Origin of the sequence: Mycobacterium palustre (assembly GCF_002101785.1) — a bacterium.
GTDB lineage: Bacteria > Actinomycetota > Actinomycetes > Mycobacteriales > Mycobacteriaceae > Mycobacterium > Mycobacterium palustre.
Genome location: NZ_LQPJ01000008.1, coordinates 1 through 19688 on the forward strand (window position 1 = coordinate 1; position 19688 = coordinate 19688).

Consider the following 19688-nt stretch of genomic DNA (forward strand, 5'->3'; position numbering starts at 1 on the left):
GACCTGGCCGGCCGGGTGCGGGCGCGAGTCGTGGTCGACGGCCGCAACTGCCTCGACGACGCCCGCTGGCGGGAGGCCGGCTGGCGGGTGTACCGGCTGGGAGCGCCGCGACCCTAATACCGGCTTTTCCTTCAACCCGATTCAAACGCTATCAAACCGAAGAATCGTCGTTACCCTCAAACAGTCGACACCGCAGGTAATTTCGACGATTGACGGGGACTTTGTCTGTTGACGACGACCGATGTGACGGCCGGTGCCACCGATATCGAGGTAATCCCGCTGTCCGGGTGGACCGGAGCCCTGATCGAGGGCGTGGACATCTCGAGGCCGCTCAGCGGTGCCGACAAGGACGCCATCCGGGCCGCCTTGCACCGATGGAAGGTGGTGTTCTTTCGCGGGCAGCACCTCGACCATGCCGCGCAGATCGCGTTCGCCGCGCAGTTCGGTGAGGTCACACCGGCTCATCCTTACGAGGGCGATTGTGCGCCTCCGGGTTTCCCACAAATCCACACCGTGTCACCGGCCGCCTACGACCGCCGGTACGGATCCGGGTACCGGCACCGGGAGGGCTGGAACGGGCCTAACTGGCATGCTGATGTGACACCGCTGATCAATCCGCCGTCGCATTCGATACTTCGCGCCGAAGTGGTGCCGCCCTATGGCGGTGACACAGTGTTCACCAACGTTGCTGCTGTCTACCAAGGACTTTCACCGTCGGTGCGGGGTTTTATTGACGGACTGCGCGCCGAACACCGATTCGGCGCCACGTTGTCTTACGAACGCAGCGCCGAGAAAATCGGCGATCTGGTTCGCAGCAAGCCGCTGGCGTCCATCCATCCCGTTGTCCGGGTGCACCCCGAGACGCAGGAGCGGGTGGTCTACGTCAATCAGTTCTTCACCCGCGAGATCGTTGACCTGTCGCCGCGTGAAAGCCGCTACGTGCTGGACTTGTTGTTCGAGCAGATCGCCCGTCCGGAGTATTCGGTGCGATTCAAGTGGGAGCCGGGAAGCGTTGCGTTCTGGGATAACCGGGCCACGTTGCACCTGGCGCCACGCGATTTCGAACACCTCGACCACGAGCGGGTGCTGCACCGGGTCACGCTCGTCGGCGATGTCCCGGTGGGTCCGGACGGACGCGAATCAGAGTCGCTGGCCGGTGAGTTCTTCGGTGCTGCCTGATGGCCGCGGCCCTGCCAACCGTGCGGGCCGGCTGAACCCGGTATCGGGCGGTCGCTTTCCGGCGCTGCTAGCCACCCTGAGCCTCGTCGTCATCGTCGCCGGGTGGGAAGTCGCGGCGCGATCCGGCATGTTCTCGCCCAGCCTGCTGCCCGCACCGGAGGACGTCATTCAGGCCGCCCGCCAGATGGCCGATCAGGGAACGCTGTTAGCCGATGGTGCCGCCAGTTTCCGGCGCGCGTTGTCCGGTTTCGCCCTGGGCTCGTCGGTTGCGATCGTGGTCGCGGCGCTGACGGGGACCAGTCTTGTCGCAAGGGCACTGCTGGAGCCGGTCATTCAGGTGTTGCGCCCCATCCCCGCGATCGCCCTGGTGCCGCTGGCCATCCTGTGGTTCGGTATCGGCGAGGAATCAAAGCTGTTCCTCACCAGCGTGGGTGTGTTCTTTCCGGTCTGGGTCAACTCTCATGCCGGCATCGCCGCGACCCGCACGGATTATCTCCGGGTGGCCGCGTCCGTCGGCGCCACCCGCGGCCAGGTGTTCGGCTGGGTGGTGCTGCCGTCGGCGCTGCCGTTCATCCTTACCGGTCTGCGTCAGGGCATCGCGATGTCGCTCATCTTGATCGTCGCCTCCGAACAAGCCGGTGTGACAGAGGGTTTGGGCTTCCGCCTGGACCAGTCGCGGTTGTTCAGCCAGCCCGATCGGTTGCTCGCCTGTTTGGCCGCATTGGGGATACTCGGGGCGCTCACCGACCAGGTCTTCCACCGTGCCACCCGGCGGTATGTGCGCTGGGCGACTGAGCAAGCGTGACCGGCGGGCGCATCGAAGTATCCGGGCTGACCGTCAGCTACCGGGGTAGCGCCACGGCGGTGCTGCGCGGCGTCGACTTGGTGGTCGACGGCGGATCTTTCCTCGCGCTGCTCGGTCCGTCCGGATGCGGAAAATCCACGTTACTCAATACCATTGCCGGTTTCGTGCGACCCGCGGCCGGCGTGGTGCAGTTCAACGGCGCGCCCGTGACCGGACCGGGGGCCGAACGCGGTGTGGTGTTCCAGCGCGACGTGCTGTTCCCCTGGGCGTCGGTGCAGACCAACATCGGCTTCGCGCTGCGTGCGGCGAAAGTGCCACGCGCGCAACGTCACAAACGAACGGTGGAGTTGCTGGAGGACGTGGGGCTTTCGCCGTCACTGCTCGGCCGGCTGCCGCACGAACTCTCCGGCGGTATGCGCCAGCGCGTGGGCATCGCCCGCGCGCTGGCGGGCAATCCGGAAGTTCTGCTGATGGACGAGCCTTTCGGCGCGCTGGACGCGCTCACCCGTTCGCAAATGCAGGATCTGGTCGTTGAACTCTGGCGGCGGTCTGGGACGACCGTCGTCTTCGTCACCCACGACGTCGACGAGGCGGTGCGCATCGCCTCGTCGATCGTCGTGATGAATCAACACGGCGTCCTGCTTGATCAGATCGACAATCCATTGCCGTGGCCGCGCTCGTCCGGTGCCCTGGCCGAACTCGCCGGCTACCCGGCGCTGCGCCGCCAGTTGCACGATCAATTGCGACCCGCTCCGGAGATCATTGCGACATGCCAGGCCAAGCCATGACGCCGCAACGTTTCTCGCTGGTTGCGCTGCTGTCAGCGGCGATACTGGCCTGCGCCGTGTCTGGGTGCGCAGGAGCGGGACCGTCGCGTGCGGGTCAACTCACCCTGGCGTGGGTGGTCGACCCTTGCTGGTCACAGGTGCCGGTGGCCGCAGACCTGGGCTACTTCACCGGCGCCGGGGTGAAGGTCAAGGTGGTTCCGTTTCCAACCGGCGCGGCGGCCCTGGAGGCCCTCGTCGGCGGCGCGGTCGACGTCGCTAACGGCGGTGACGTCCCCACCGCAGCGGCGGCGCTGAAGAACACCCGGTTGCGGATCGTTGCGGACGGGTCACGCTGGGACGGCGGCCGTTTCGTCGCCCGGAAGTCGGCCGGAGTGAACTCGATAGCGGACCTGGCCGGGCGGCGCATCGCGGTTCCGCTGGGCAGCAGCGCGCACTACTTCGCGACGAAATTCCTTTCCCAGGCTGGGTTCGCCGCGAGCGCCATCAATTCCCAACTCATCCAAACCGGACCCGGCGAAATCCCATCGGCGATCGCCAACCACGATGTCGACGTGGTCGCGGTGTTCCAGCCCGAGCTCGCCAAGGCCGTCGATGAATTGCACGGCGACTCAGTAGAATTGCAGGGATCACCTAAGTACAACCAACACAGCATGTATCTGACGAACGAAAACACGCTAGCCACAAAGAAACTCGAATTATCCAAGTTTCTGGGGGCGATCCGCCGCGCCGACGGGCCGCTCAGCGCTCAAGAACCGCCGGCGGTGTCCGCGGTCGCGCGGGCCATGAAGCTCGATGAGCGCCTGATCACCGGGGTGCTGCGCGAGTTCGTGTTTCGTACCGATCTCGGCCCTGATCTGCCCGCCGATCTGGCGGATCGCGCGCACTGGGCACAGGCGCTGGGGCGTATCCCCGCCGACGCCGTTATCCCCGACTATCGATCCATCATCGCGCCGGCTTCGTTACAAGGGGCGCAGTGACAGTCCACTTGGTCGGCCTGGGCGGGACCATCTCCATGAAAGAGACGGCGCAAGGCGCGATTCCGGCTGCCAGTGCTGCCCAATTAGCCACGTGGGCAGGGGGTTTCGACGGCGCCCAGGACGTCGCGGTGCTGGGCGGGTCCGAGATCGATTTCGCGATCCTGGAACAACTTGTCGCGGCCCTGGACCGCCTGGTTGACCAGGGCGTCGACGGCGTGGTCGTCACCACCGGCACCGACTCGATCGAAGAGGTGTCGGCATGGTTGTCTTACCGGGCGCAGTGGCCGATTCGCGTTGTGGTCACCGGCTCCATGGTCACCGGTGCGCGCCCGGACAGCGACGGTCCCGCCAACCTCGCCGACGCCCGGGCCGTCGCCGCCGACCCCGCGCTTTTCGACCCGGTCGTGGTGTTCGGCGGCCGCATCTATTCCGGCCGCGAGGCGGTGAAGATCTCCGGGCTGGCACGTGACGCCTTCGACGCGCCGGGCCGCGGGCCGCTGGGCATCGTCGGCAACGGGGAGGTGCGGTGGCATCGGCTGCCGCCGCGGGGGAATGCCTACGGCCCGCCGGGTGGCCCGGTTCGCCCGGCGCCGATCGTCGTCGCCGCGCTGGGTGATGACGGCGCGCTGCTGACGGCGGCCGGTGCCGCGCACCCGGCGGTGGTGGTGGCGGCCAACGGCGCCGGGAATTTGCCGCCCGCCCAGGCGGCGGCCGCCGCGGCGCTGATCGAGCGCGGCGTGCTGGTCGTCATTACGACACGCGCGGCCGACACCCTGGTGGCCGGCCGGTACGGCTATCCGGGCGGCGGCGCCGCGCTGGCCGCCCGCGGGGCGGTGTTGGCTCCGGGTCTGTCGCCGCACCGGGCGCGGCTGCTGGTCACGCTGGGGATCGCCCAGGGGCGCGATGTGGAGGGGCTGCGAGCCCTGGTGGTCGCAGAGGCCCGATAATCAGGCCCAGTACACCAAGCGCCGCCACCGCCGTGGTGATCAGCGCGACCGGCCACAACGCCCCGCCGCAGCGCTTCGGCCGTCAGCGCCTCGGCGCGCAGCAGCGGTTTGATGCCCGGTGACAGCGGTCGCGGCGACGGCGCCAACGGCGGGATCGGCAAGTCTTAGGCCTCGCTCATTCCCTCATTGTCGGCCTCGGCGATACGCCGCACCGCTTAACGCCGAAAAACCGCGCGGTAGAAGCGCCTCGTATAGTCGACGGGGGTCGGGTCTGGACAGGAGGATAAGTGGCCGGTCGACCTTTGCAGAGCTTCGAAGTTGTCCGCACCAAGCAACTCACCCCCCACATGGTCCGAGTCGTGCTGGCGAGCAGCCAGTTCGACAGCTTCGTGCCGAGCAAATTCACCGACTCCTACGTCAAGCTGGTTTTCGTCCCGGACGACGTGGACGTCGCCGCGCTGCCCGAGCCGTTGACGCTGGACAGCTTCGCCGAGGTGCCGCCGGAGAAGCGGCCTTCGGTGCGGACCATGACGGTGCGCCACGTCGACCCCGCGGCCCGCGAGCTCACCCTCGACATCGTCGTGCACGGCGAGCACGGGATCGCGGGCATGTGGGCGGCGACGGCCCAACCCGGGCAGCCGATCTACCTGATGGGCCCCGGCGGCGCCTATACCCCCGACCCCGCCGCCGACTGGCACCTGCTGGCCGGCGACGAGTCGGCGCTGCCGGCCATCGCCGCGGCGCTGGAAGCCTTGCCGCCCAACGCGGTCGGCAAGGCGTTCATCGAGGTCGCCGGCCCCGACGACGAAATCCCGCTCGAAGCGCCGGAGTCCGTGCAAATCAACTGGGTCTATCGCGGTGGCCGCGCCGACCTGGTCCCCGAGGACCGCGCCGGGGACTTCGCGCCGCTGATCGAGGCCGTCACCACCACCCTGTGGTTGCCCGGCCAGGTGCACGTGTTCATCCACGGCGACGCGCAAACGGTGATGCACAACCTGCGGCCCTACATCCGCAAGGAGCGCGGCGTGGACGCGAAGTGGGCGTCGTCGATCTCGGGCTATTGGCGGCGCGGCCGCACCGAAGAGATGTTCCGGCAGTGGAAAAAGGAGCTGGCCGAGGCGGAGGCCAAGGCCTAGGAATGGCGCATTTCGGCGACTACCAGAACGAGATCTACCTGCAGGGACTGGCCGGAGTGGTGCCGCCGCTGCCGATGGCGTTCGCCGAGCTGGAGGCCAAGGCCGCCACGGCCCTACCGCCGTCGGTCTGGTCCTACGTCGCGGGCGGGGCCGGCGACGAACGCACCCAGCGGGCCAACTGCACCGCCTTCGAGCGGTGGGGCCTGATCCCGCGCATGTTCGTCGGCGCGGCGCAGCGGGACCTGTCCGTCGACCTGTTCGGCCTGAGCCTGCCGTCGCCGATCTTCATGGCGCCGATCGGCGTGATCGGCATCTGCGCCCAGGACGGCCACGGCGACCTGGCCACCGCGCGGGCGGCCGCGCGCACCGGCGTCCCGATGGTGGCCTCCACGCTGACGGTCGACCCGATGGAGGACGTCGCCGCCGCCCTGGGCGATACGCCGGGGTTCTTCCAGCTGTACACGCCGAACGACCGGGAGCTGGCCGCCAGCCTCGTGCACCGCGCCGAGGCGGCCGGCTTCAAGGGCATCGTCGTCACCCTCGACACCTGGGTCACCGGCTGGCGCCCGCGCGACCTCGCCACGTCGAACTTCCCGCAGCTGCGCGGGCACTGCCTGGCCAACTACACCAGCGACCCGGTGTTCCGCGCCGGCCTGGCGCGCCCGCCGGAGGAGGACCCGCAGGGCGCCGTGCTGCGCTGGGTTCAGGTCTTCGGAAACGCTCTCACCTGGGACGACCTTCCGTGGCTGCGCTCGCTGACCGACCTGCCGCTGCTGGTGAAGGGCATCTGCCATCCCGACGACGCCCGCCGCGCCCGCGACGGCGGCGTCGACGGCATCTACTGCTCCAACCACGGCGGCAGGCAGGCCAACGGCGGCCTGCCCGCGATCGACTGCCTGCCCGGCGTGGTGGAGGCGGCCGACGGCCTGCCCGTGCTCTTCGACTCCGGCGTCCGCAGCGGCGCCGACGTCATCAAGGCGCTGGCGCTGGGCGCGACCGCGGTCGGCGTCGGCCGCCCGTACGCCTACGGCCTGGCGCTCGGGGGCGTCGACGGCATCGTCCACGTGCTGCGCATGCTGCTGGCCGAAGCGGACCTGATCATGGCCGTCGACGGCTATCCCGCGCTCAAAGATCTCACCCCGGACACGCTTCGGCGCGTCGACTGACCCGGTCCCGCTGCGCCTGCCAACGTGGAGGCGTGGACGCGATCCTCGCCGAGTTCGACCAGTACCTGGACCTGCAGTGCGCCCGTTCCGCGCACACCCGTCGGGCCTATCTCGGCGACCTGCGCTCGCTGGCGGAGTTCCTGAACTCGCGCGGGGTCGGCCTCGACGGGCTGAGCCTGCCGGTGCTGCGGGCGTGGCTGTCGACGGCGGCGGGAGCGGGCGCGGCCCGCACCACGCTGGCCCGGCGCACCTCGGCGGTCAAGGCGTTCACCGCGTGGGCGGCGCGCCGCGGGCTGCTCACCGGCGACCCGGCCGCGCGGCTGCAGGTGCCCAAAGCGCGCCGCACGCTGCCGTCGGTGCTGCGCCAGGACCAGGCGCTGCAGGCCATGGCCGCGGCGAAATCCGGTGCGCAGCAAGGTGATCCGCTGGCCCTACGGGACCGGCTGATCGTCGAGCTGCTGTATGCCACCGGCATCCGGGTCAGCGAGCTGTGCGGCCTGGACGTCGACGACGTCGACACCGGCCATCGGCTGGTGCGGGTCCTGGGCAAGGGCAACAAGCAGCGCACCGCGCCGTTCGGGGCGCCGGCGGCCGAAGCGCTGAGCGTCTGGCTGGCCGACGGGCGTCCCGCGCTGGCGACGGCGGAGTCGGGCCCGGCGCTGCTGCTGGGCGCGCGCGGCCGGCGCCTCGACGTGCGCCAGGCGCGCACCGTCGTGCACCAGACCGTCGCCGCGGTCGACGGCGCGCCCGACATGGGCCCGCACGGGCTGCGGCACAGCGCGGCGACGCACCTGCTCGAGGGCGGCGCCGACCTGCGGGTGGTCCAGGAGTTGCTCGGCCATTCCAGCCTGGCGACCACCCAGCTCTACACCCACGTCGCGGTGTCGCGGTTGCGCGCGGTCCACGAGCGGGCCCACCCGCGGGCCTGATATTCGGCGAGCGTCCCCTCACCCGTTCAGCGGCTTGAGCCGGATCGGCGTCGACTTCAGCAGCCCCAGCGGGTCGACGTACTCGGCCCGCGACGCCGGGCCCCACATCGCGCCCCAGTGCAAGCACGCGGTGGCCGGGCAGCCGCGATGCCCGGCCACCAGCTCGCCGATCACGGTCCCGGCCGTCACGGCCTGGCCGGCCCGCACCGCCGCCCGGACCGGCTCGTAGCTGGTGCGTAACCCCCCGGGATGGGCCAGCGACACCACCGGCCGCCCGGCCAGCAACCCGGCGAACACCACGGTCGCCGGGCCCGCGGCATACACCGGCTGACCGGGGGAGCCCGGTAAATCCACGCCGCGATGGCCGGGCTGCCAGTCCGGTGACGGGGCGTCGGACCCGCGGGTGACGGCCGGGGGCGGCCGCAGCGGCCAGTCCAGCCGCACGCCGTCGGCCCGCGCCGGCGACGCACACAGCAGGGCCAGGATCAACAGCATCGCCCGCCGCACCCGGCGAGTACAGCGGGGCCCGCGCGACCGCGCCACTCACCGCTGTGGAAAAACCACCTGCTGAGTCGGTGTAAACTGCTGGTCGCAGCTCGCTTGCGGGCTGACTTCGCGCGTCTGCAGCCAACCGATTGCCGTGCGGTCCCGTCCCGGTGTCCCCGAGGCGGGCGCGGCACTTGACAGGCGCCAGGGCCCGGCTCACCCGATGCCGGGCGACAACCGACAACAAGTGAGGCACCCGCATGGCCGTCGTGACCATGAAACAGCTGCTCGACAGCGGCACCCACTTCGGGCACCAGACCCGTCGCTGGAATCCCAAGATGAAGCGGTTCATCTTCACCGACCGCAACGGCATCTACATCATCGACCTGCAACAGACCCTGACGTTCATCGACAAGGCCTACGAGTTCGTCAAGGAAACCGTCGCCCACGGCGGCACCGTGCTGTTCGTCGGCACCAAAAAGCAGGCGCAGGAATCCGTCGCCGCCGAGGCGACCCGCGTCGGCATGCCGTACGTCAACCAGCGCTGGCTGGGCGGCATGCTCACCAACTTCTCCACCGTGCACAAGCGGCTGCAGCGCCTCAAGGAACTCGAGGCGATGGAGCAGACCGGCGGCTTCGAGGGCCGCACGAAGAAGGAAATCCTGGGCCTGACCCGCGAGAAGAACAAGCTCGAGCGCAGCCTCGGCGGCATCCGGGACATGAACAAGGTGCCCTCGGCCATCTGGGTGGTCGACACCAACAAGGAGCACATCGCCGTCGGCGAGGCCCGCAAGCTGGGCATCCCGGTCATCGCGATCCTGGACACCAACTGCGACCCCGACGAGGTCGACTACCCGATCCCGGGCAACGACGACGCGATCCGCTCGGCCGCGCTGCTGACCAAGGTGATCGCCTCCGCGGTCGCCGAGGGCCTGCAGGCCCGCGCCGGGCTGGGCCGCGGCGACGGCAAGCCCGAGGCCGAGGCGGCCGAGCCGCTCGCCGAATGGGAGCAGGAGCTGCTCGCCTCGGCGACGGCCAGCGCCACCCTCGCTGCCCCCACCGACGCCGCTGCGGGCACCACCGAATCGACCACCGACCCCTCTTAGAGGAAGGCTGACATGGCGAACTTCACCGCCGCCGACGTCAAGCGGCTTCGGGAACTCACCGGCGCCGGCATGCTCGACTGCAAGAACGCGCTGGCCGAAACCGACGGCGACTTCGACAAGGCCGTCGAGGCGCTGCGCATCAAGGGCGCCAAGGACGTCGGCAAGCGCGCCGAGCGGGCCACCGCGGAGGGGCTGGTCGCGGCCAAGGACGGCGCGCTGATCGAGCTCAACTCCGAGACCGACTTCGTCGCCAAGAACGCCGAGTTCCAGGCCCTGGCCGACCAGGTCGTCGGCGCCGCCCTGGCCGCCAAGGCCACCGACGTCGACACCCTGAAGGCCGCCCCGATTTCTTCGGGATCGCCGACCAAGACGGTCGAGCAGGCCATCGCCGACCTGTCGGCCAAGATCGGCGAGAAGCTGGAGCTGCGCCGCGTGCAGTACTTCGACGGCAACGTCGAGACCTACCTGCACAAGCGCGCCGCGGACCTGCCGCCGGCCGTCGGCGTGCTGGTCGAGTTCACCGGCTCGGACAAAGCGGGGGCCAAGGAGGCGGCCCACGCCGTCGCGCTGCAGATCGCCGCGCTCAAGGCCCGCTACCTGTCCCGCGATGACGTGCCCGCCGACGTCGTGGCCAGCGAGCGCCGCATCGCCGAGGAGACCGCCAAGGCCGAGGGCAAGCCGGAGCAGGCGCTGCCCAAGATCGTCGAGGGCCGGCTGAACGGGTTCTTCAAGGACGCGGTGCTGCTCGAGCAGCCGTCGGTGTCCGACAGCAAGAAGACCGTCAAGGCCCTGCTCGACGAGGCCGGCGTGACGGTGACGCGGTTCGTCCGCTTCGAGGTGGGCCAGGCTTAACCGGCGGCCGGTAGCGGCTAGCGTCTGTGCTATGCGACGCGTGCACGCTTTCGGCGACGATGCCCTCGGTGACCTCGACGCGGTCGGCCTGGCCGACGCGATCCGCGAGGGTTCGGTCGGCCGGGCCGAGCTGGTCGAGGCCGCCATCGCGCGGGCCGAGGCCGTCAACCCGGCCCTCAACGCGCTGGCGTACGCCGCGTTCGACCAGGCCCGGGCCGCCGCGGCGGCCTCCGCCAGCGGCTTCTTTGGCGGCGTGCCGACGTTCGTCAAGGACAACGTCGACGTCGCCGGGCAGCCGAGCATGCACGGCTCCGACGCGTGGACGCCGTTCAACGCCCCTGCCGACAGCGTCTTCACGACGGTGTTTCTGGGCACCGGCCTGACCTCGCTCGGCAAGACGCAGCTGTCGGAGTTCGGGTTCAGCGCGTCGGCCGAGCACCCGCGGCTCGGGCCGGTCCGCAACCCGTGGGACACCGACTACACCGCGGGGGCCTCGTCGTCGGGATCCGGCGCGTTCGTCGCCGCCGGCGTGGTGCCGATCGCCCACGCCAACGACGGCGGCGGCTCGATCCGGATCCCGGCCGCCTGCAACGGGCTCGTGGGGCTCAAGCCGTCGCGCGGCCGGCTGCCGCTCGACCCGGTGCATCGGCGCATGCCCGTGGGCATCGTCGCCAACGGCGTCCTGACCCGGTCGGTGCGGGACACCGCGGCGTTCTACCGCGAAGCCGAGCGAATCTGGCGCAACCCCAAGCTGGCGCCGATCGGCGACGTGACCGGACCGGGACGCCAGCGGCTGCGGATCGCCGTCCTGACCCGCTCGGTGCAGCGCGAATGCAGCCCCCAGGTGCGCGAGCTGGCGCTGAAATCGGCCGGGCTCCTCGAGGAGCTGGGCCACCGCGTCGAACACCTCGACGAGCCGCCGGTGCCGGCCAGCTTCGTCGACGACTTCGTGCTGTATTGGGCTTTTTTGGCGTTCGCGCAGGTGCGGGGCGGCCGTCGGCTGTTCGGGCACACGTTCGACCGCACCCGGCTGGACAGCCTGACGCTCGGCCTGGAGCGGCACAGCGGCCGCAACATCCACCGCCTACCGATGGCGATCGTGCGGCTGCGCAGGCTGCGGCGGCGCACCGCCGAGGTCTTCCGCACCTACGACGCGGTGCTCACCCCGACGCTGGCCGACGAGACGCCCCAGATCGGGTACCTGGCGCCCACCGACTACCGGCAGGTGATGGACCGGCTGATCGACTGGGTGGCATTCACGCCGCTGCAGAACGTCACCGGCGAGCCGGCGATCTCGCTGCCGATGGCCCAATCGGCTTCCGGGATGCCGGTGGGCATGATGCTGTCCGCCGACCTCGGGCAGGAATCGCTGCTGCTGGAGTTGGCCTACGAGCTCGAAGAGGCCCGACCCTGGGCCCGGATCCACGCCTGAGTCAGTCCGATCCCAGCTTGTCGAGCATGCGTTTGAACTCTCGCTGCTGCGCGCCGGTCAGCTTGCTCAGGATGCGGGCGTCGGCGGCCCGCACCGCCGCTTCGGCCCGCTTGAGCAGCGCCCGTCCCTGACCGGTCAGCGTGGCCGGTAGCGCGCGCCCGGAGGACACCGACGCCGGGCGTTCCACCGCGCCGACGTCTTCCAGCTTGCGCAGCACCGTGTTCATCGCCTGCGGCGTGACGTTGATGTGGCGCGCCAGTTCGGCGCTGGATAGCCCGGGGAACGCGGAAATGATGCGCAGGCACACGAATTCGGGCAGCGTCAGCCCCAGGGGGCTCAACGCGGCCGACACCTCCGGCCGCAGCACCGTCGCGACCCGGTACAGCAGGTAGCCCAGCGGAGGGTCTTCGGCCTGGATCATGTCAACGATATTGACATATCCGGGGCGCGCGCCGGCGCACCGCTCGCGGCGCGGCCTCACGGCGTTTGGCCGCCCGTCGTGGTTTCCGCGCGCCCGAAGGGGTAACCCACAGAGGATCCAGACGTAAAAGGAGCGCCGATGGGCGAAGCAACGCAACTCACCGAAGAGGTGGCCGAGCGTGCGCGGCGGGAGGGCGACGCGTATCGCGGCGACAACCCGCGACCGCTGAAGGGCTATTCCATCGTCATGGCGATCTACGGCCTTGTGGTCGCCGTGACCGGCGCCATCGTCGCGGCCACCGGCCGAAAGCTGCCCGAGCGCTGGGCCGTCCAGGACCTGCTGACCGTCGCCGTCGGCACCCACAAGCTGTCGCGCACCATCTCCAAGGACGCGGTGACCAGCCCGTTGCGGGCGCCGTTCGCACACTACTCGGGCACCGGCGGACCGGCCGAGGTGATGGAGGAAACCCGGCAGGGCAGCGCCCTGCGACACAGCGTGGGCGAGCTGTTGACCTGCCCCTTCTGCCTGGACATGTGGGTGGCCACGGGCTTTGTGATCGGGTTGATCTTCGTGCCCCGACTCACCCGGCTGGTCGCCGGGACGTTCACCGCCCTGGCCGGCGCGGACTTTCTGCAGCTGGCCTACGCCAAGGCGCAGCAGATGACCGAGGGCTGAGCGAGGAGGTTCGATGCCCAAGACGACGAAGGGCGGCAAGCCCAAGCAGGGCGAGCTGCCGAGCACCCTGCAGCGTTCCGACGCCAAGGCGCAGCGCACGTTCGCCAAGGCCCACGACTCGGCCGCCGAACAGTACGGCAGCGAGGAGCGCGCCCACCGGGTGGCGTACTCCGCCGTCAAGCACGGCTTCGAAAAGGTCGGCGACCACTGGGAGCCCAAGGAGCAGAAGGGGCCCTCGGACGAGCTGGCCGAGGGCGGCGGCCCGCGCAGCAGCGGCCGGTCCGCCGAGGGCGTCGACGCCAACGCCAGCAAGAAGCATCTGCTCGACGTGGCGCGCCGCCTCGACGTGCGGGGCCGCTCGACGATGAGCAAGTCGGAGCTGGTCGAGGCCATCAAGAAGGAGAACCGGCGGGTCCGGGGCCGCTGACCGCGCCGCGTTTGGCCCGGCTACCGGTGGGCACCCCGCAACCCATGGTTGCCTCCACTACCGCCAGTCAGCTCCGAAAATGCCTCAGCGGTGTCGACTTTCCGGCCAACAAGCAGGAGCTGCTTGATGCCGCCGACCGCAACGGCTGCGACGCGGAGACCGCCCGCGCGCTTCCCGACCCGCGGTAACTGTTTTCGCCGCAATCGGGCACGGGGTTCATTTGCGACTGCACGCCGGGAACGGATTGCTGCTGCGGCGGAAAGCTCATTGCGGGTGGCCCTTCGTGATTCGAGTGAGTTCGGCCGGCGGGTGCAGAAAACCGGTTCAGGATTCGCGGGTCGGCGGGCCGGCCGTGCCGACGTCCGAATCGTCGTCGGCCGGCGGCTCCGGGTCGCGCCATTCCTCGCCGCGACTGGACCTGTTGCCGCGGATGGTGCCGCTCAATTCCTGCTTCAATTCGTCGTCTTCGCGTGGACTGTGCTTGGCGTTTCCGCGTTCCATCGACGGCCCCCATCGTTCGGTTTGCGGGTTGCCTTAACCGGCTACGTGTACGCCTCCGGGCTACCCGCTGCGACCGGGATTATGCGCGGCGCGGGAAAGCGTCCGCGTGATGACTGTGGTGCAATTGTGAATTTTGTGACGCGAAAGTGGCTGCGGCGCAAAAACGATCGCGGCGCCATTCGCGCAGGTGGCACGCCGCCGTCCGGAAAGTTTTCGGTTTAATCCGCGTTTAGCCCGGGAGCCGACGGGTTATGCCCTCTTTCGTGCGTATATCGCCCTGCGTGGGAGCGATTGTTCGACACGAAAGGAATATTATGAAGTTCAACACCACCGCTGTTAAGACAGCCATTGCTGCCGGGGGTATAGCGGCGGCCGGCGTTTTCGCTGCGGCAACCGCTTCCGCTGCCCCGCCCAGCATTCAGGGATTCGGAACCAGCGAACAACTCGTCGACGGGCCGATGATCACCAATTACACGGTGAGCAATCTGCAGCCCAGCAACGCCACGATCCCGGGCTACACCCCCAAGGGAACGCTGTACCAGGCTGACGTCACCGTCCGCTCCGACGGCGGGGTCGTGACCCCGATGGTCAACGACTTCATCGCCCGCGGGCCCAACGGCCAGAATTACCGCGTGGTCGACAAGCACCCGGTTCCCAACGGCCTCAACCCGGCGCCGATTCCGCAGGGTCAGGAATCGACCGGCGTCCTGTACTTCGACGTCACCGGCGCGCCCCCGAACGGCGTCGCCTACAACGACGGCGCGCAAGACATCCTGATCTGGACGTCGAACGTTCCGGGGGCCTCGACGCCTGGCGCGCCCAACACCCCGGGCGCTCCCAACGCGAGCCCGTCCCCGGGTGCGCTGCCCGCCCCGGCGGCCTAATCCGGTTGCACACAATCTCCCCGCGTCACCCGGTGACGCGGGGAGATTTGCGCTTGGGGGCATCCCGAGCGCGTGAACCGGGTATGCGACACCCATGAGCCCCGATCACAGGCCAGCCGATGTACGTGCCCAAGCGCAGCGCCACGCCGAGCGCGCGCGGACCCAGATGGAGGAGCTGCGCAGCGGTCAGGAAGGCGGGCTCAGCGGCTGGGTCGCCGAGCGCGCCGGCCGCTGGGACCTCAGCGGCCAGGACGAGACGACGCTGCAGCGGCAGAAGTACCTGTGGAACCTCCTGGTGGACTACTGGTTTCGCATGGAGATCGACGGATGGGAAAACATCCCCGGGCCCCCGGTGCTGTTGGTGGGGATCCACTCCGGTGCCCCGTTCGTCTGGGATGCGTGGACCGTCGGCCTGCAGTGGTGGCGGCGGTTCGGTCAGGACCGCCCGCTGCACGGCACGGCGCACGACGCGCTGATGGCCATCCCGCTGTTCGGCCGCTACTTCCGTTCGATGGGTGTGCTGCCGGCCGCGCCCGACGCGATCGCCACCGCGCTGGCGGAGGGCCGCGACGTCGCGTTGTGGCCCGGGGGCGAAGTGGACTCGCTGCGCCCGTGGGTCGAGCGCGACCGCGCCAACCTCGCCGGCCGCAAGGGCTTCGTCAAGATGGCGATCCGTGCCGGCGTGCCGATCGTGCCGATCGCCACCGTCGGGGGCGCCGACGCGATGCCGGTGCTGATCCGCGGGGACCGCCTCTCCAAGGCGCTGAAGCTCGATCGGCTGCTGCGGCTCAAGGTCTTCCCCGTGGCGGTCTCCTTGCCCTGGGGCATCGCCCCGGCGGCGCTGCCCCAGCTGCCGCTGCCCGCCAAGATCCGGACCCGGTTCATGCCGGCCGTCGAGCTCGACCACGATCCCGCCCGCGCCGACGACGACGACTACGTCGAGCGCAAATATCACGAGGTGCAAGACGCCATCCAGCAGGGGATGGATGCGCTGGCCCGCAAGCGCGCCTTGCCGCTCTTCGGCTAACTCCGCCAAAAGCTTGGCGCCGCAACGGCTTTCGAACTCAGGCCGACCCCATCACCGCGCGACGGGGTCGGTGGCCGGTCGCGCCGTCGACGTCCACACCGGGGTCAGCGCCGACTCGGTGAGAACCCACTCCGGCTGCGGCGGCGTGGCCGCCATGTAACCGACACCGCGGACAGTGTCGATCATCCATTCGTGTTCGACCCCGAGCTTGGCCCGCAGCCGTCGCACGTGAACGTCCACCGTGCGGACGCGGCCGTTGCAGTCATAACCCCACACCTCGTGCATCAAGCGGGTCCGGGAAAACGCCCGGCCCGCATGCTGCACAAGGAAATTCAACAACTTGAACTCTGTAAGGGTCAGCGCCAGATCGGCGCCGCCCAGCGACGCCGTGAAGCTGGCCGGGTGCAGCATCAGGTCGCCGAACTTCAGGGTGCCGTCCATCGCGCTGCGCCGTCGCGCGACCGCCAGCCGCAACCGCGCCTGCAACTCGTCGGCCCCGGCGGCCGGCAGCAGCACGTCGTCGAAGTTCCAATCGACGTCGACCGCCGCGAAGTCGGTGCGGGCGACCAGGGCCACGACGGCGATGCCGGGCGCGTCGGCGCGCAATCGGCGGCACACCCGGTGCGCCGCCTCGAGATCCGCGCGGGCGTCGATGATCGCCACGTCGGCAGCGCCGAGCCCCGCGATGTCGTGGGCCAGGGGGACGCGCCGCAGCGTATGGGTGAACGACGTCAACGTCGGGAGGGCCGATGCGACGTCGTCTTCGTCGGTCAGCACTACAACGTCCAACGACATCTCCAACCCTCGTGAGGCTTTACCCTCGCCCCCGACCTCGTAGGCACCTCACCGGGACATGTCTGCGGCGCGTCGCTGAATACCGGCTCGGAGCGAACCTATGCAAAGTCTAAATCCCCGCGTCAGGGGATCAACGGCCTTTGCGTTGCTCCGATCCGGAAAAGCCGACGGGTCCGGCCCGTTCGCACGGACCGGACCCGTCTTCGCGACAAGCTACTGGTTTTTCTTCTGGCGCTCCTCGGCCGCCTCGGCGCCGCCGCGAGCGGCCTCCGCCTCGGCTTCCTTCTTCGCCGCGTCACGCTGCGCTTCCGCCTTGTCCTGCTGGGCCTGGCCCTCGCGGGTGAGATCGTCCCGACCGGCAACCGCACCGACGGCTTCCTTGGCCTTGCCCTTGACGTCCTCGACGACGCCCTTCACGGCTTCGGCAGGTCCCGATTTGTTGTCCGCCATGGATTTATTCCTCCTCAGTGGCGTAGCTAAGTTGAGCGATCCCCGCCCAACGGCGACCGACCAACGGTCGGTCTTGTTCACAGGGCGCCGCTGGTCCTTGGTTGCTCAAGACCGTGTTCGCCGCCCCGCGTTGGCGCGTATTCCCGCTGCCGACGCCCACAAACATCGCGGGTCCGGTGGCGCGCATCACCCGCCGCGCAGATATTGCACCCCTCCGGGACCGCATTGTGCTGCGATGAGGCAGGATGTGAAATGCCGTTCCGGACGAGGTCGCCCGGGATGGCGCTTGCATGCGAGGAGTCTGATGACGGAGTCCAGCGAGGGCCGGGTCGCCGACGCGGCGGCGCCGCGGCCGGAGCCGACCACCCGCACCAACGGCGTATCGGCAACAGCCCGGGAAACTTCCGGCCGGTCGGGGAGCCGATCCAGGTATTCCAGGGTGCTGCTCAAGCTCGGCGGCGAGATGTTCGGCGGCGGCCAGGTCGGGCTGGATCCCGACGTGGTGGCCCAGGTCGCCCGCCAGATCGCCGAGGTGGTGCGCGACGGCGTTCAGGTCGCCGTGGTGATCGGCGGCGGCAACTTCTTCCGCGGCGCGCAGCTGCAGCAGCGCGGCATGGAGCGCACCCGCTCGGACTACATGGGCATGCTGGGCACCGTCATGAACAGCCTCGCGCTGCAGGACTTCTTGGAAAAGGAAGGCATCGTCACCCGGGTCCAGACGGCGATCACGATGGGCCAGGTCGCCGAGCCCTACCTGCCGCTGCGGGCCGTCCGCCACCTGGAGAAGGGCCGGGTGGTGATCTTCGGCGCCGGCATGGGCCTGCCGTACTTCTCCACCGACACCACGGCGGCCCAGCGCGCTCTCGAGATCGGCGCGGAGGTGGTTTTGATGGCCAAGGCGGTCGACGGCGTGTTCTCCGAGGATCCCCGGCTCAACCCCGAGGCCGAGCTGCTCACCGCCATCAGCCATCGCGAGGTGATCGACCGCGGCCTGCGAGTGGCCGATGCCACGGCGTTCAGCCTGTGCATGGACAATGGCATGCCGATCCTGGTGTTCAACCTGTTGACCAATGGGAATATCGCCCGCGCGGTGGCCGGTGAGAAAATCGGGACACTGGTCACCACCTGAGGGGAAGACATGATCGCCGCCGGCGACGATGCAGTGAAGCGATGAGGAGGAGCGGCGCAAATGATTGACGAGGCTCTCTTCGACGCCGAAGAGAAAATGGAGAAGGCCGTGGCGGTGGCCCGTGACGACTTGGCGACCATCCGAACCGGTCGCGCCAACCCGGGCATGTTCTCCCGGATCACGATCGACTACTACGGCACCCACACCCCGATCACCCAGCTGGCCAGCATCAACGTCCCCGAGGCGCGGCTCGTCGTCATCAAGCCCTACGAAGCCGGCCAGCTGCACGCCATCGAGACCGCGATCCGCAACTCCGACCTGGGCGTCAACCCGACCAACGACGGCACCCTGATCCGGGTGGCGGTGCCGCAACTGACCGAGGAGCGCCGGCGGGAGCTGGTCAAGCAGGCCAAGCACAAGGGGGAGGAAGCCCGGGTGTCGGTGCGCAACATCCGCCGCAAGGCGATGGAGGAGCTGCACCGGATCCGCAAGGACGGCGAGGCCGGCGAGGACGAGGTCGGCCGCGCCGAGAAGGATCTGGACAAGGCCACGCACCAGTACGTCACCCAGATCGATGAGCTGGTCAAACACAAAGAAGGCGAGCTGCTGGAGGTCTAGTGGCCGCCCAGCAGCACATCCATCCAGGTCCCGTGGCAACCACCGGCGCAGGCACCCCGCCCGACGAGCCCGCGCGCGGCCCCAACGAGGCGGCCCGGGAGCCGGCCAAGAAGGCGTCGCGGGCCGGCCGCGACCTGCGCGCCGCGATCGCGGTGGGGGCGGGCATCGGCGGGGTGCTCGTCGTGACGCTGCTGTTCGCGCCCCGCTTCTGGGTCGCCCTCGTCGCCGCGGCCATCTTGGTGGCCAGCCACGAGGTGGTGCGGCGCCTCCGCGAGGCCGGGTACGTCATTCCGGTCATCCCATTGCTGGCCGGGGGGCAGCTGACCGTCTGGCTGACCTGGCCGTTCCACGCCGCCGGCGCGCTGGCCGGCTTCGGCGTCACCGTGGTGGTGTGCAACTTCTGGCGGCTGTTCATGCAGGACAACAGCAAACGGCCCGAGCCGTTCGCCGGTTCGTCCTCGGCGAACTACCTGCGGGACGCGTCGGCCACCGCGTTCCTGGCCGCGTGGGTGCCGCTGTTCGCCTCCTTCGGCGCGTTGCTGGTGTACCCGCACGACGGCGCCGGCCGGGTGTTCTGCCTGATGCTCACCGTCGTCGCGTCCGACGTGGGCGGCTACGCGGTGGGCGTGCTGTTCGGCAAGCACCCGATGGTCCCGGCGATCAGCCCGAAAAAGTCCTGGGAGGGCTTCGCCGGGTCGCTGGTGTTGGGGATCACGGCCGCGATCCTGGCCGCGACGTTCCTGGCCGAGAAGCCGCCGTGGATCGGCGCCGTGCTGGGCGTCGTCCTGGTGCTGACCTGCACGCTGGGCGATCTGGTGGAGTCGCAGGTCAAACGCGACCTCGGGATCAAGGACATGGGCCGGCTGCTGCCCGGCCACGGCGGCCTGATGGACCGGCTCGACGGGGTGCTGCCGTCGGCGGTCGCCGCCTGGACGGTGCTGACGCTGCTTCCCTAGGT

At 69.5% G+C, this 19688-nt stretch carries 24 protein-coding genes and 2 pseudogenes; 20 read left to right on the top strand and 6 right to left on the bottom strand.

Translation table 11 applies throughout. The annotated features are described in order from the left end of the window. From AWC19_RS30225 to AWC19_RS00845, 9 genes are all read left to right on the top strand, one after another. Positions 1 to 117: hypothetical protein (locus tag AWC19_RS30225; RefSeq protein WP_245848624.1), on the top strand; the 117-nt coding region annotated here is incomplete at its 5' end. Positions 118 to 228: 111 nt separating this feature from the next. Next, positions 229 to 1179, top strand: a complete 951-nt coding sequence (locus tag AWC19_RS00810; protein WP_085076210.1) for a TauD/TfdA dioxygenase family protein — start codon at positions 229 to 231, stop codon at positions 1177 to 1179. Beyond that, positions 1157 to 1984, top strand: a complete 828-nt coding sequence (locus AWC19_RS00815) for an ABC transporter permease (protein ID WP_158090816.1) — start codon at positions 1157 to 1159, stop codon at positions 1982 to 1984. The genes AWC19_RS00810 and AWC19_RS00815 overlap by 23 nt, the downstream gene beginning before the upstream one ends. Then, positions 1981 to 2772 (top strand): ABC transporter ATP-binding protein, encoded by a 792-nt coding sequence (locus AWC19_RS00820; RefSeq protein ID WP_085076212.1) that lies wholly within the window; start codon positions 1981 to 1983, stop codon positions 2770 to 2772. The genes AWC19_RS00815 and AWC19_RS00820 overlap by 4 nt, the downstream gene beginning before the upstream one ends. Next, the gene (locus AWC19_RS00825) at positions 2769 to 3749 is read left to right on the top strand and encodes an ABC transporter substrate-binding protein (protein ID WP_245848625.1); all 981 of its coding nucleotides are present in this window, start codon (positions 2769 to 2771) and stop codon (positions 3747 to 3749) included. The genes AWC19_RS00820 and AWC19_RS00825 overlap by 4 nt, the downstream gene beginning before the upstream one ends. Further along, complete coding sequence (locus tag AWC19_RS00830) at positions 3746 to 4696, top strand: asparaginase domain-containing protein (RefSeq protein WP_245848620.1); 951 nt, start codon at positions 3746 to 3748, stop codon at positions 4694 to 4696. Before AWC19_RS00825 ends, AWC19_RS00830 begins: the two co-directional genes overlap by 4 nt. 287 nt (positions 4697 to 4983) lie before the next feature. After that, positions 4984 to 5832, top strand: coding sequence for a siderophore-interacting protein (locus AWC19_RS00835; RefSeq protein WP_085076214.1), 849 nt, complete (start codon positions 4984 to 4986; stop codon positions 5830 to 5832). Positions 5833 to 5834: 2 nt separating this feature from the next. After that, on the top strand, positions 5835 to 6998 hold the full coding sequence (locus tag AWC19_RS00840) for an alpha-hydroxy-acid oxidizing protein (protein WP_085076215.1): 1164 nt from the start codon (positions 5835 to 5837) through the stop codon (positions 6996 to 6998). A 32-nt stretch (positions 6999 to 7030) separates the two neighbouring features. Beyond that, positions 7031 to 7927 carry a tyrosine recombinase XerC gene (locus AWC19_RS00845; protein WP_085076216.1) on the top strand — a complete coding sequence of 299 codons (897 nt, stop codon included), beginning with the start codon at positions 7031 to 7033 and terminating at the stop codon, positions 7925 to 7927. Between the two features lie 17 nt (positions 7928 to 7944). Here AWC19_RS00845 and AWC19_RS00850 read toward each other — a convergent pair. Continuing rightward, positions 7945 to 8422 (bottom strand): annotated as a pseudogene (locus AWC19_RS00850) (M23 family metallopeptidase); the annotation flags it as partial. Between the two features lie 251 nt (positions 8423 to 8673). Here AWC19_RS00850 and rpsB point away from each other — a divergent pair. Genes rpsB through AWC19_RS00870 form a run of 3 tightly spaced genes read left to right on the top strand, consistent with a single transcriptional unit; the run spans position 8674 to position 11803 of the window. Then, positions 8674 to 9519, top strand: coding sequence for a 30S ribosomal protein S2 (gene rpsB / locus AWC19_RS00860; RefSeq protein ID WP_085076218.1), 846 nt, complete (start codon positions 8674 to 8676; stop codon positions 9517 to 9519). A gap of 12 nt (positions 9520 to 9531) precedes the next feature. Further along, positions 9532 to 10371, top strand: a complete 840-nt coding sequence (gene tsf, locus AWC19_RS00865) for a translation elongation factor Ts (RefSeq protein ID WP_085076219.1) — start codon at positions 9532 to 9534, stop codon at positions 10369 to 10371. A 31-nt stretch (positions 10372 to 10402) separates the two neighbouring features. Then, the gene (locus AWC19_RS00870) at positions 10403 to 11803 is read left to right on the top strand and encodes an amidase (RefSeq protein WP_085076220.1); all 1401 of its coding nucleotides are present in this window, start codon (positions 10403 to 10405) and stop codon (positions 11801 to 11803) included. Position 11804: 1 nt separating this feature from the next. On the opposite strand, the gene AWC19_RS00875 is transcribed toward AWC19_RS00870, so the two are convergent. Then, positions 11805 to 12224, bottom strand: coding sequence for a MarR family winged helix-turn-helix transcriptional regulator (locus tag AWC19_RS00875; protein ID WP_085076221.1), 420 nt, complete (start codon positions 12222 to 12224; stop codon positions 11805 to 11807). Positions 12225 to 12362: 138 nt separating this feature from the next. Here AWC19_RS00875 and AWC19_RS00880 point away from each other — a divergent pair, with 138 nt between their 5' ends. Genes AWC19_RS00880 through AWC19_RS00890 form a run of 3 tightly spaced genes read left to right on the top strand, consistent with a single transcriptional unit; the run spans position 12363 to position 13514 of the window. Continuing rightward, the gene (locus tag AWC19_RS00880) at positions 12363 to 12899 is read left to right on the top strand and encodes a DUF1360 domain-containing protein (RefSeq protein WP_085076222.1); all 537 of its coding nucleotides are present in this window, start codon (positions 12363 to 12365) and stop codon (positions 12897 to 12899) included. Positions 12900 to 12912: 13 nt separating this feature from the next. Continuing rightward, positions 12913 to 13326 (top strand): ChaB family protein, encoded by a 414-nt coding sequence (locus AWC19_RS00885; protein ID WP_085076223.1) that lies wholly within the window; start codon positions 12913 to 12915, stop codon positions 13324 to 13326. Between the two features lie 44 nt (positions 13327 to 13370). Then, the gene (locus tag AWC19_RS00890; RefSeq protein ID WP_085076224.1) at positions 13371 to 13514 is read left to right on the top strand and encodes a DUF2795 domain-containing protein; all 144 of its coding nucleotides are present in this window, start codon (positions 13371 to 13373) and stop codon (positions 13512 to 13514) included. On the opposite strand, the pseudogene AWC19_RS28730 reads toward AWC19_RS00890, so the two are convergent. Further along, positions 13499 to 13594 (bottom strand): annotated as a pseudogene (locus AWC19_RS28730) (NAD(P)-dependent oxidoreductase); the annotation flags it as partial. The gene AWC19_RS00890 and the pseudogene AWC19_RS28730 sit on opposite strands and share 16 nt — an antisense overlap. Positions 13595 to 13650: 56 nt before the next feature. Then, complete coding sequence (locus AWC19_RS29795) at positions 13651 to 13827, bottom strand: hypothetical protein (RefSeq protein ID WP_169718059.1); 177 nt, start codon at positions 13825 to 13827, stop codon at positions 13651 to 13653. Between the two features lie 314 nt (positions 13828 to 14141). Between AWC19_RS29795 and AWC19_RS00895 the strand changes: the two genes are divergently transcribed. Beyond that, positions 14142 to 14711, top strand: coding sequence for an MPT63 family protein (locus tag AWC19_RS00895; protein ID WP_085076225.1), 570 nt, complete (start codon positions 14142 to 14144; stop codon positions 14709 to 14711). 94 nt (positions 14712 to 14805) lie between these two features. After that, a complete protein-coding gene (locus tag AWC19_RS00900; protein ID WP_085076226.1) occupies positions 14806 to 15738 on the top strand; it encodes a lysophospholipid acyltransferase family protein in 933 nt (310 codons plus the stop codon). Positions 15739 to 15789: 51 nt separating this feature from the next. Here AWC19_RS00900 and AWC19_RS00905 read toward each other — a convergent pair whose 3' ends face one another. Together AWC19_RS00905 and mbp1 are read right to left on the bottom strand one after the other, a co-directional pair. Further along, positions 15790 to 16533: a response regulator transcription factor gene (locus AWC19_RS00905; protein WP_085076227.1), complete on the bottom strand. Its 744-nt coding sequence runs from the start codon at positions 16531 to 16533 to the stop codon at positions 15790 to 15792. 213 nt (positions 16534 to 16746) lie between these two features. Further along, the gene (mbp1, locus tag AWC19_RS00910; RefSeq protein WP_085076228.1) at positions 16747 to 16983 is read right to left on the bottom strand and encodes a microaggregate-binding protein 1; all 237 of its coding nucleotides are present in this window, start codon (positions 16981 to 16983) and stop codon (positions 16747 to 16749) included. Between the two features lie 304 nt (positions 16984 to 17287). On the opposite strand from mbp1, the gene pyrH reads away from it, so the two are divergent. The 3 genes from pyrH to AWC19_RS00925 are packed head-to-tail and all read left to right on the top strand — an operon-like array spanning position 17288 to position 19686. Next, a complete protein-coding gene (gene pyrH, locus AWC19_RS00915; RefSeq protein WP_085076229.1) occupies positions 17288 to 18112 on the top strand; it encodes a UMP kinase in 825 nt (274 codons plus the stop codon). A 60-nt stretch (positions 18113 to 18172) separates the two neighbouring features. Then, the gene (gene frr / locus AWC19_RS00920) at positions 18173 to 18730 is read left to right on the top strand and encodes a ribosome recycling factor (protein WP_085076230.1); all 558 of its coding nucleotides are present in this window, start codon (positions 18173 to 18175) and stop codon (positions 18728 to 18730) included. A 32-nt stretch (positions 18731 to 18762) separates the two neighbouring features. Beyond that, entirely contained in the window at positions 18763 to 19686 is a 924-nt protein-coding gene (locus AWC19_RS00925; protein ID WP_085076270.1) for a phosphatidate cytidylyltransferase, read from the top strand. Positions 19687 to 19688: the final 2 nt, after the last annotated feature.

Bases quoted from the DNA above. Each gene is read 5' to 3' on its own strand.
- AWC19_RS00900 (WP_085076226.1), top strand. From the start codon at position 14,806: ATGAGCCCCGATCACAGGCCAGCCGATGTACGTGCCCAAGCGCAGCGC.
- frr (WP_085076230.1), top strand. From the start codon at position 18,173: ATGATTGACGAGGCTCTCTTCGACGCCGAAGAGAAAATGGAGAAGGCC.
- mbp1 (WP_085076228.1), bottom strand. From the start codon at position 16,983: ATGGCGGACAACAAATCGGGACCTGCCGAAGCCGTGAAGGGCGTCGTC.
- AWC19_RS00875 (WP_085076221.1), bottom strand. From the start codon at position 12,224: ATGATCCAGGCCGAAGACCCTCCGCTGGGCTACCTGCTGTACCGGGTC.
- rpsB (WP_085076218.1), top strand. From the start codon at position 8,674: ATGGCCGTCGTGACCATGAAACAGCTGCTCGACAGCGGCACCCACTTC.
- AWC19_RS00825 (WP_245848625.1), top strand. From the start codon at position 2,769: ATGACGCCGCAACGTTTCTCGCTGGTTGCGCTGCTGTCAGCGGCGATA.
- AWC19_RS00895 (WP_085076225.1), top strand. From the start codon at position 14,142: ATGAAGTTCAACACCACCGCTGTTAAGACAGCCATTGCTGCCGGGGGT.
- AWC19_RS00905 (WP_085076227.1), bottom strand. From the start codon at position 16,533: ATGTCGTTGGACGTTGTAGTGCTGACCGACGAAGACGACGTCGCATCG.
- AWC19_RS00840 (WP_085076215.1), top strand. From the start codon at position 5,835: ATGGCGCATTTCGGCGACTACCAGAACGAGATCTACCTGCAGGGACTG.
- AWC19_RS00880 (WP_085076222.1), top strand. From the start codon at position 12,363: ATGGGCGAAGCAACGCAACTCACCGAAGAGGTGGCCGAGCGTGCGCGG.
- AWC19_RS00885 (WP_085076223.1), top strand. From the start codon at position 12,913: ATGCCCAAGACGACGAAGGGCGGCAAGCCCAAGCAGGGCGAGCTGCCG.
- tsf (WP_085076219.1), top strand. From the start codon at position 9,532: ATGGCGAACTTCACCGCCGCCGACGTCAAGCGGCTTCGGGAACTCACC.
- AWC19_RS29795 (WP_169718059.1), bottom strand. From the start codon at position 13,827: ATGGAACGCGGAAACGCCAAGCACAGTCCACGCGAAGACGACGAATTG.
- pyrH (WP_085076229.1), top strand. From the start codon at position 17,288: ATGACGGAGTCCAGCGAGGGCCGGGTCGCCGACGCGGCGGCGCCGCGG.
- AWC19_RS00870 (WP_085076220.1), top strand. From the start codon at position 10,403: ATGCGACGCGTGCACGCTTTCGGCGACGATGCCCTCGGTGACCTCGAC.
- AWC19_RS00890 (WP_085076224.1), top strand. From the start codon at position 13,371: ATGGTTGCCTCCACTACCGCCAGTCAGCTCCGAAAATGCCTCAGCGGT.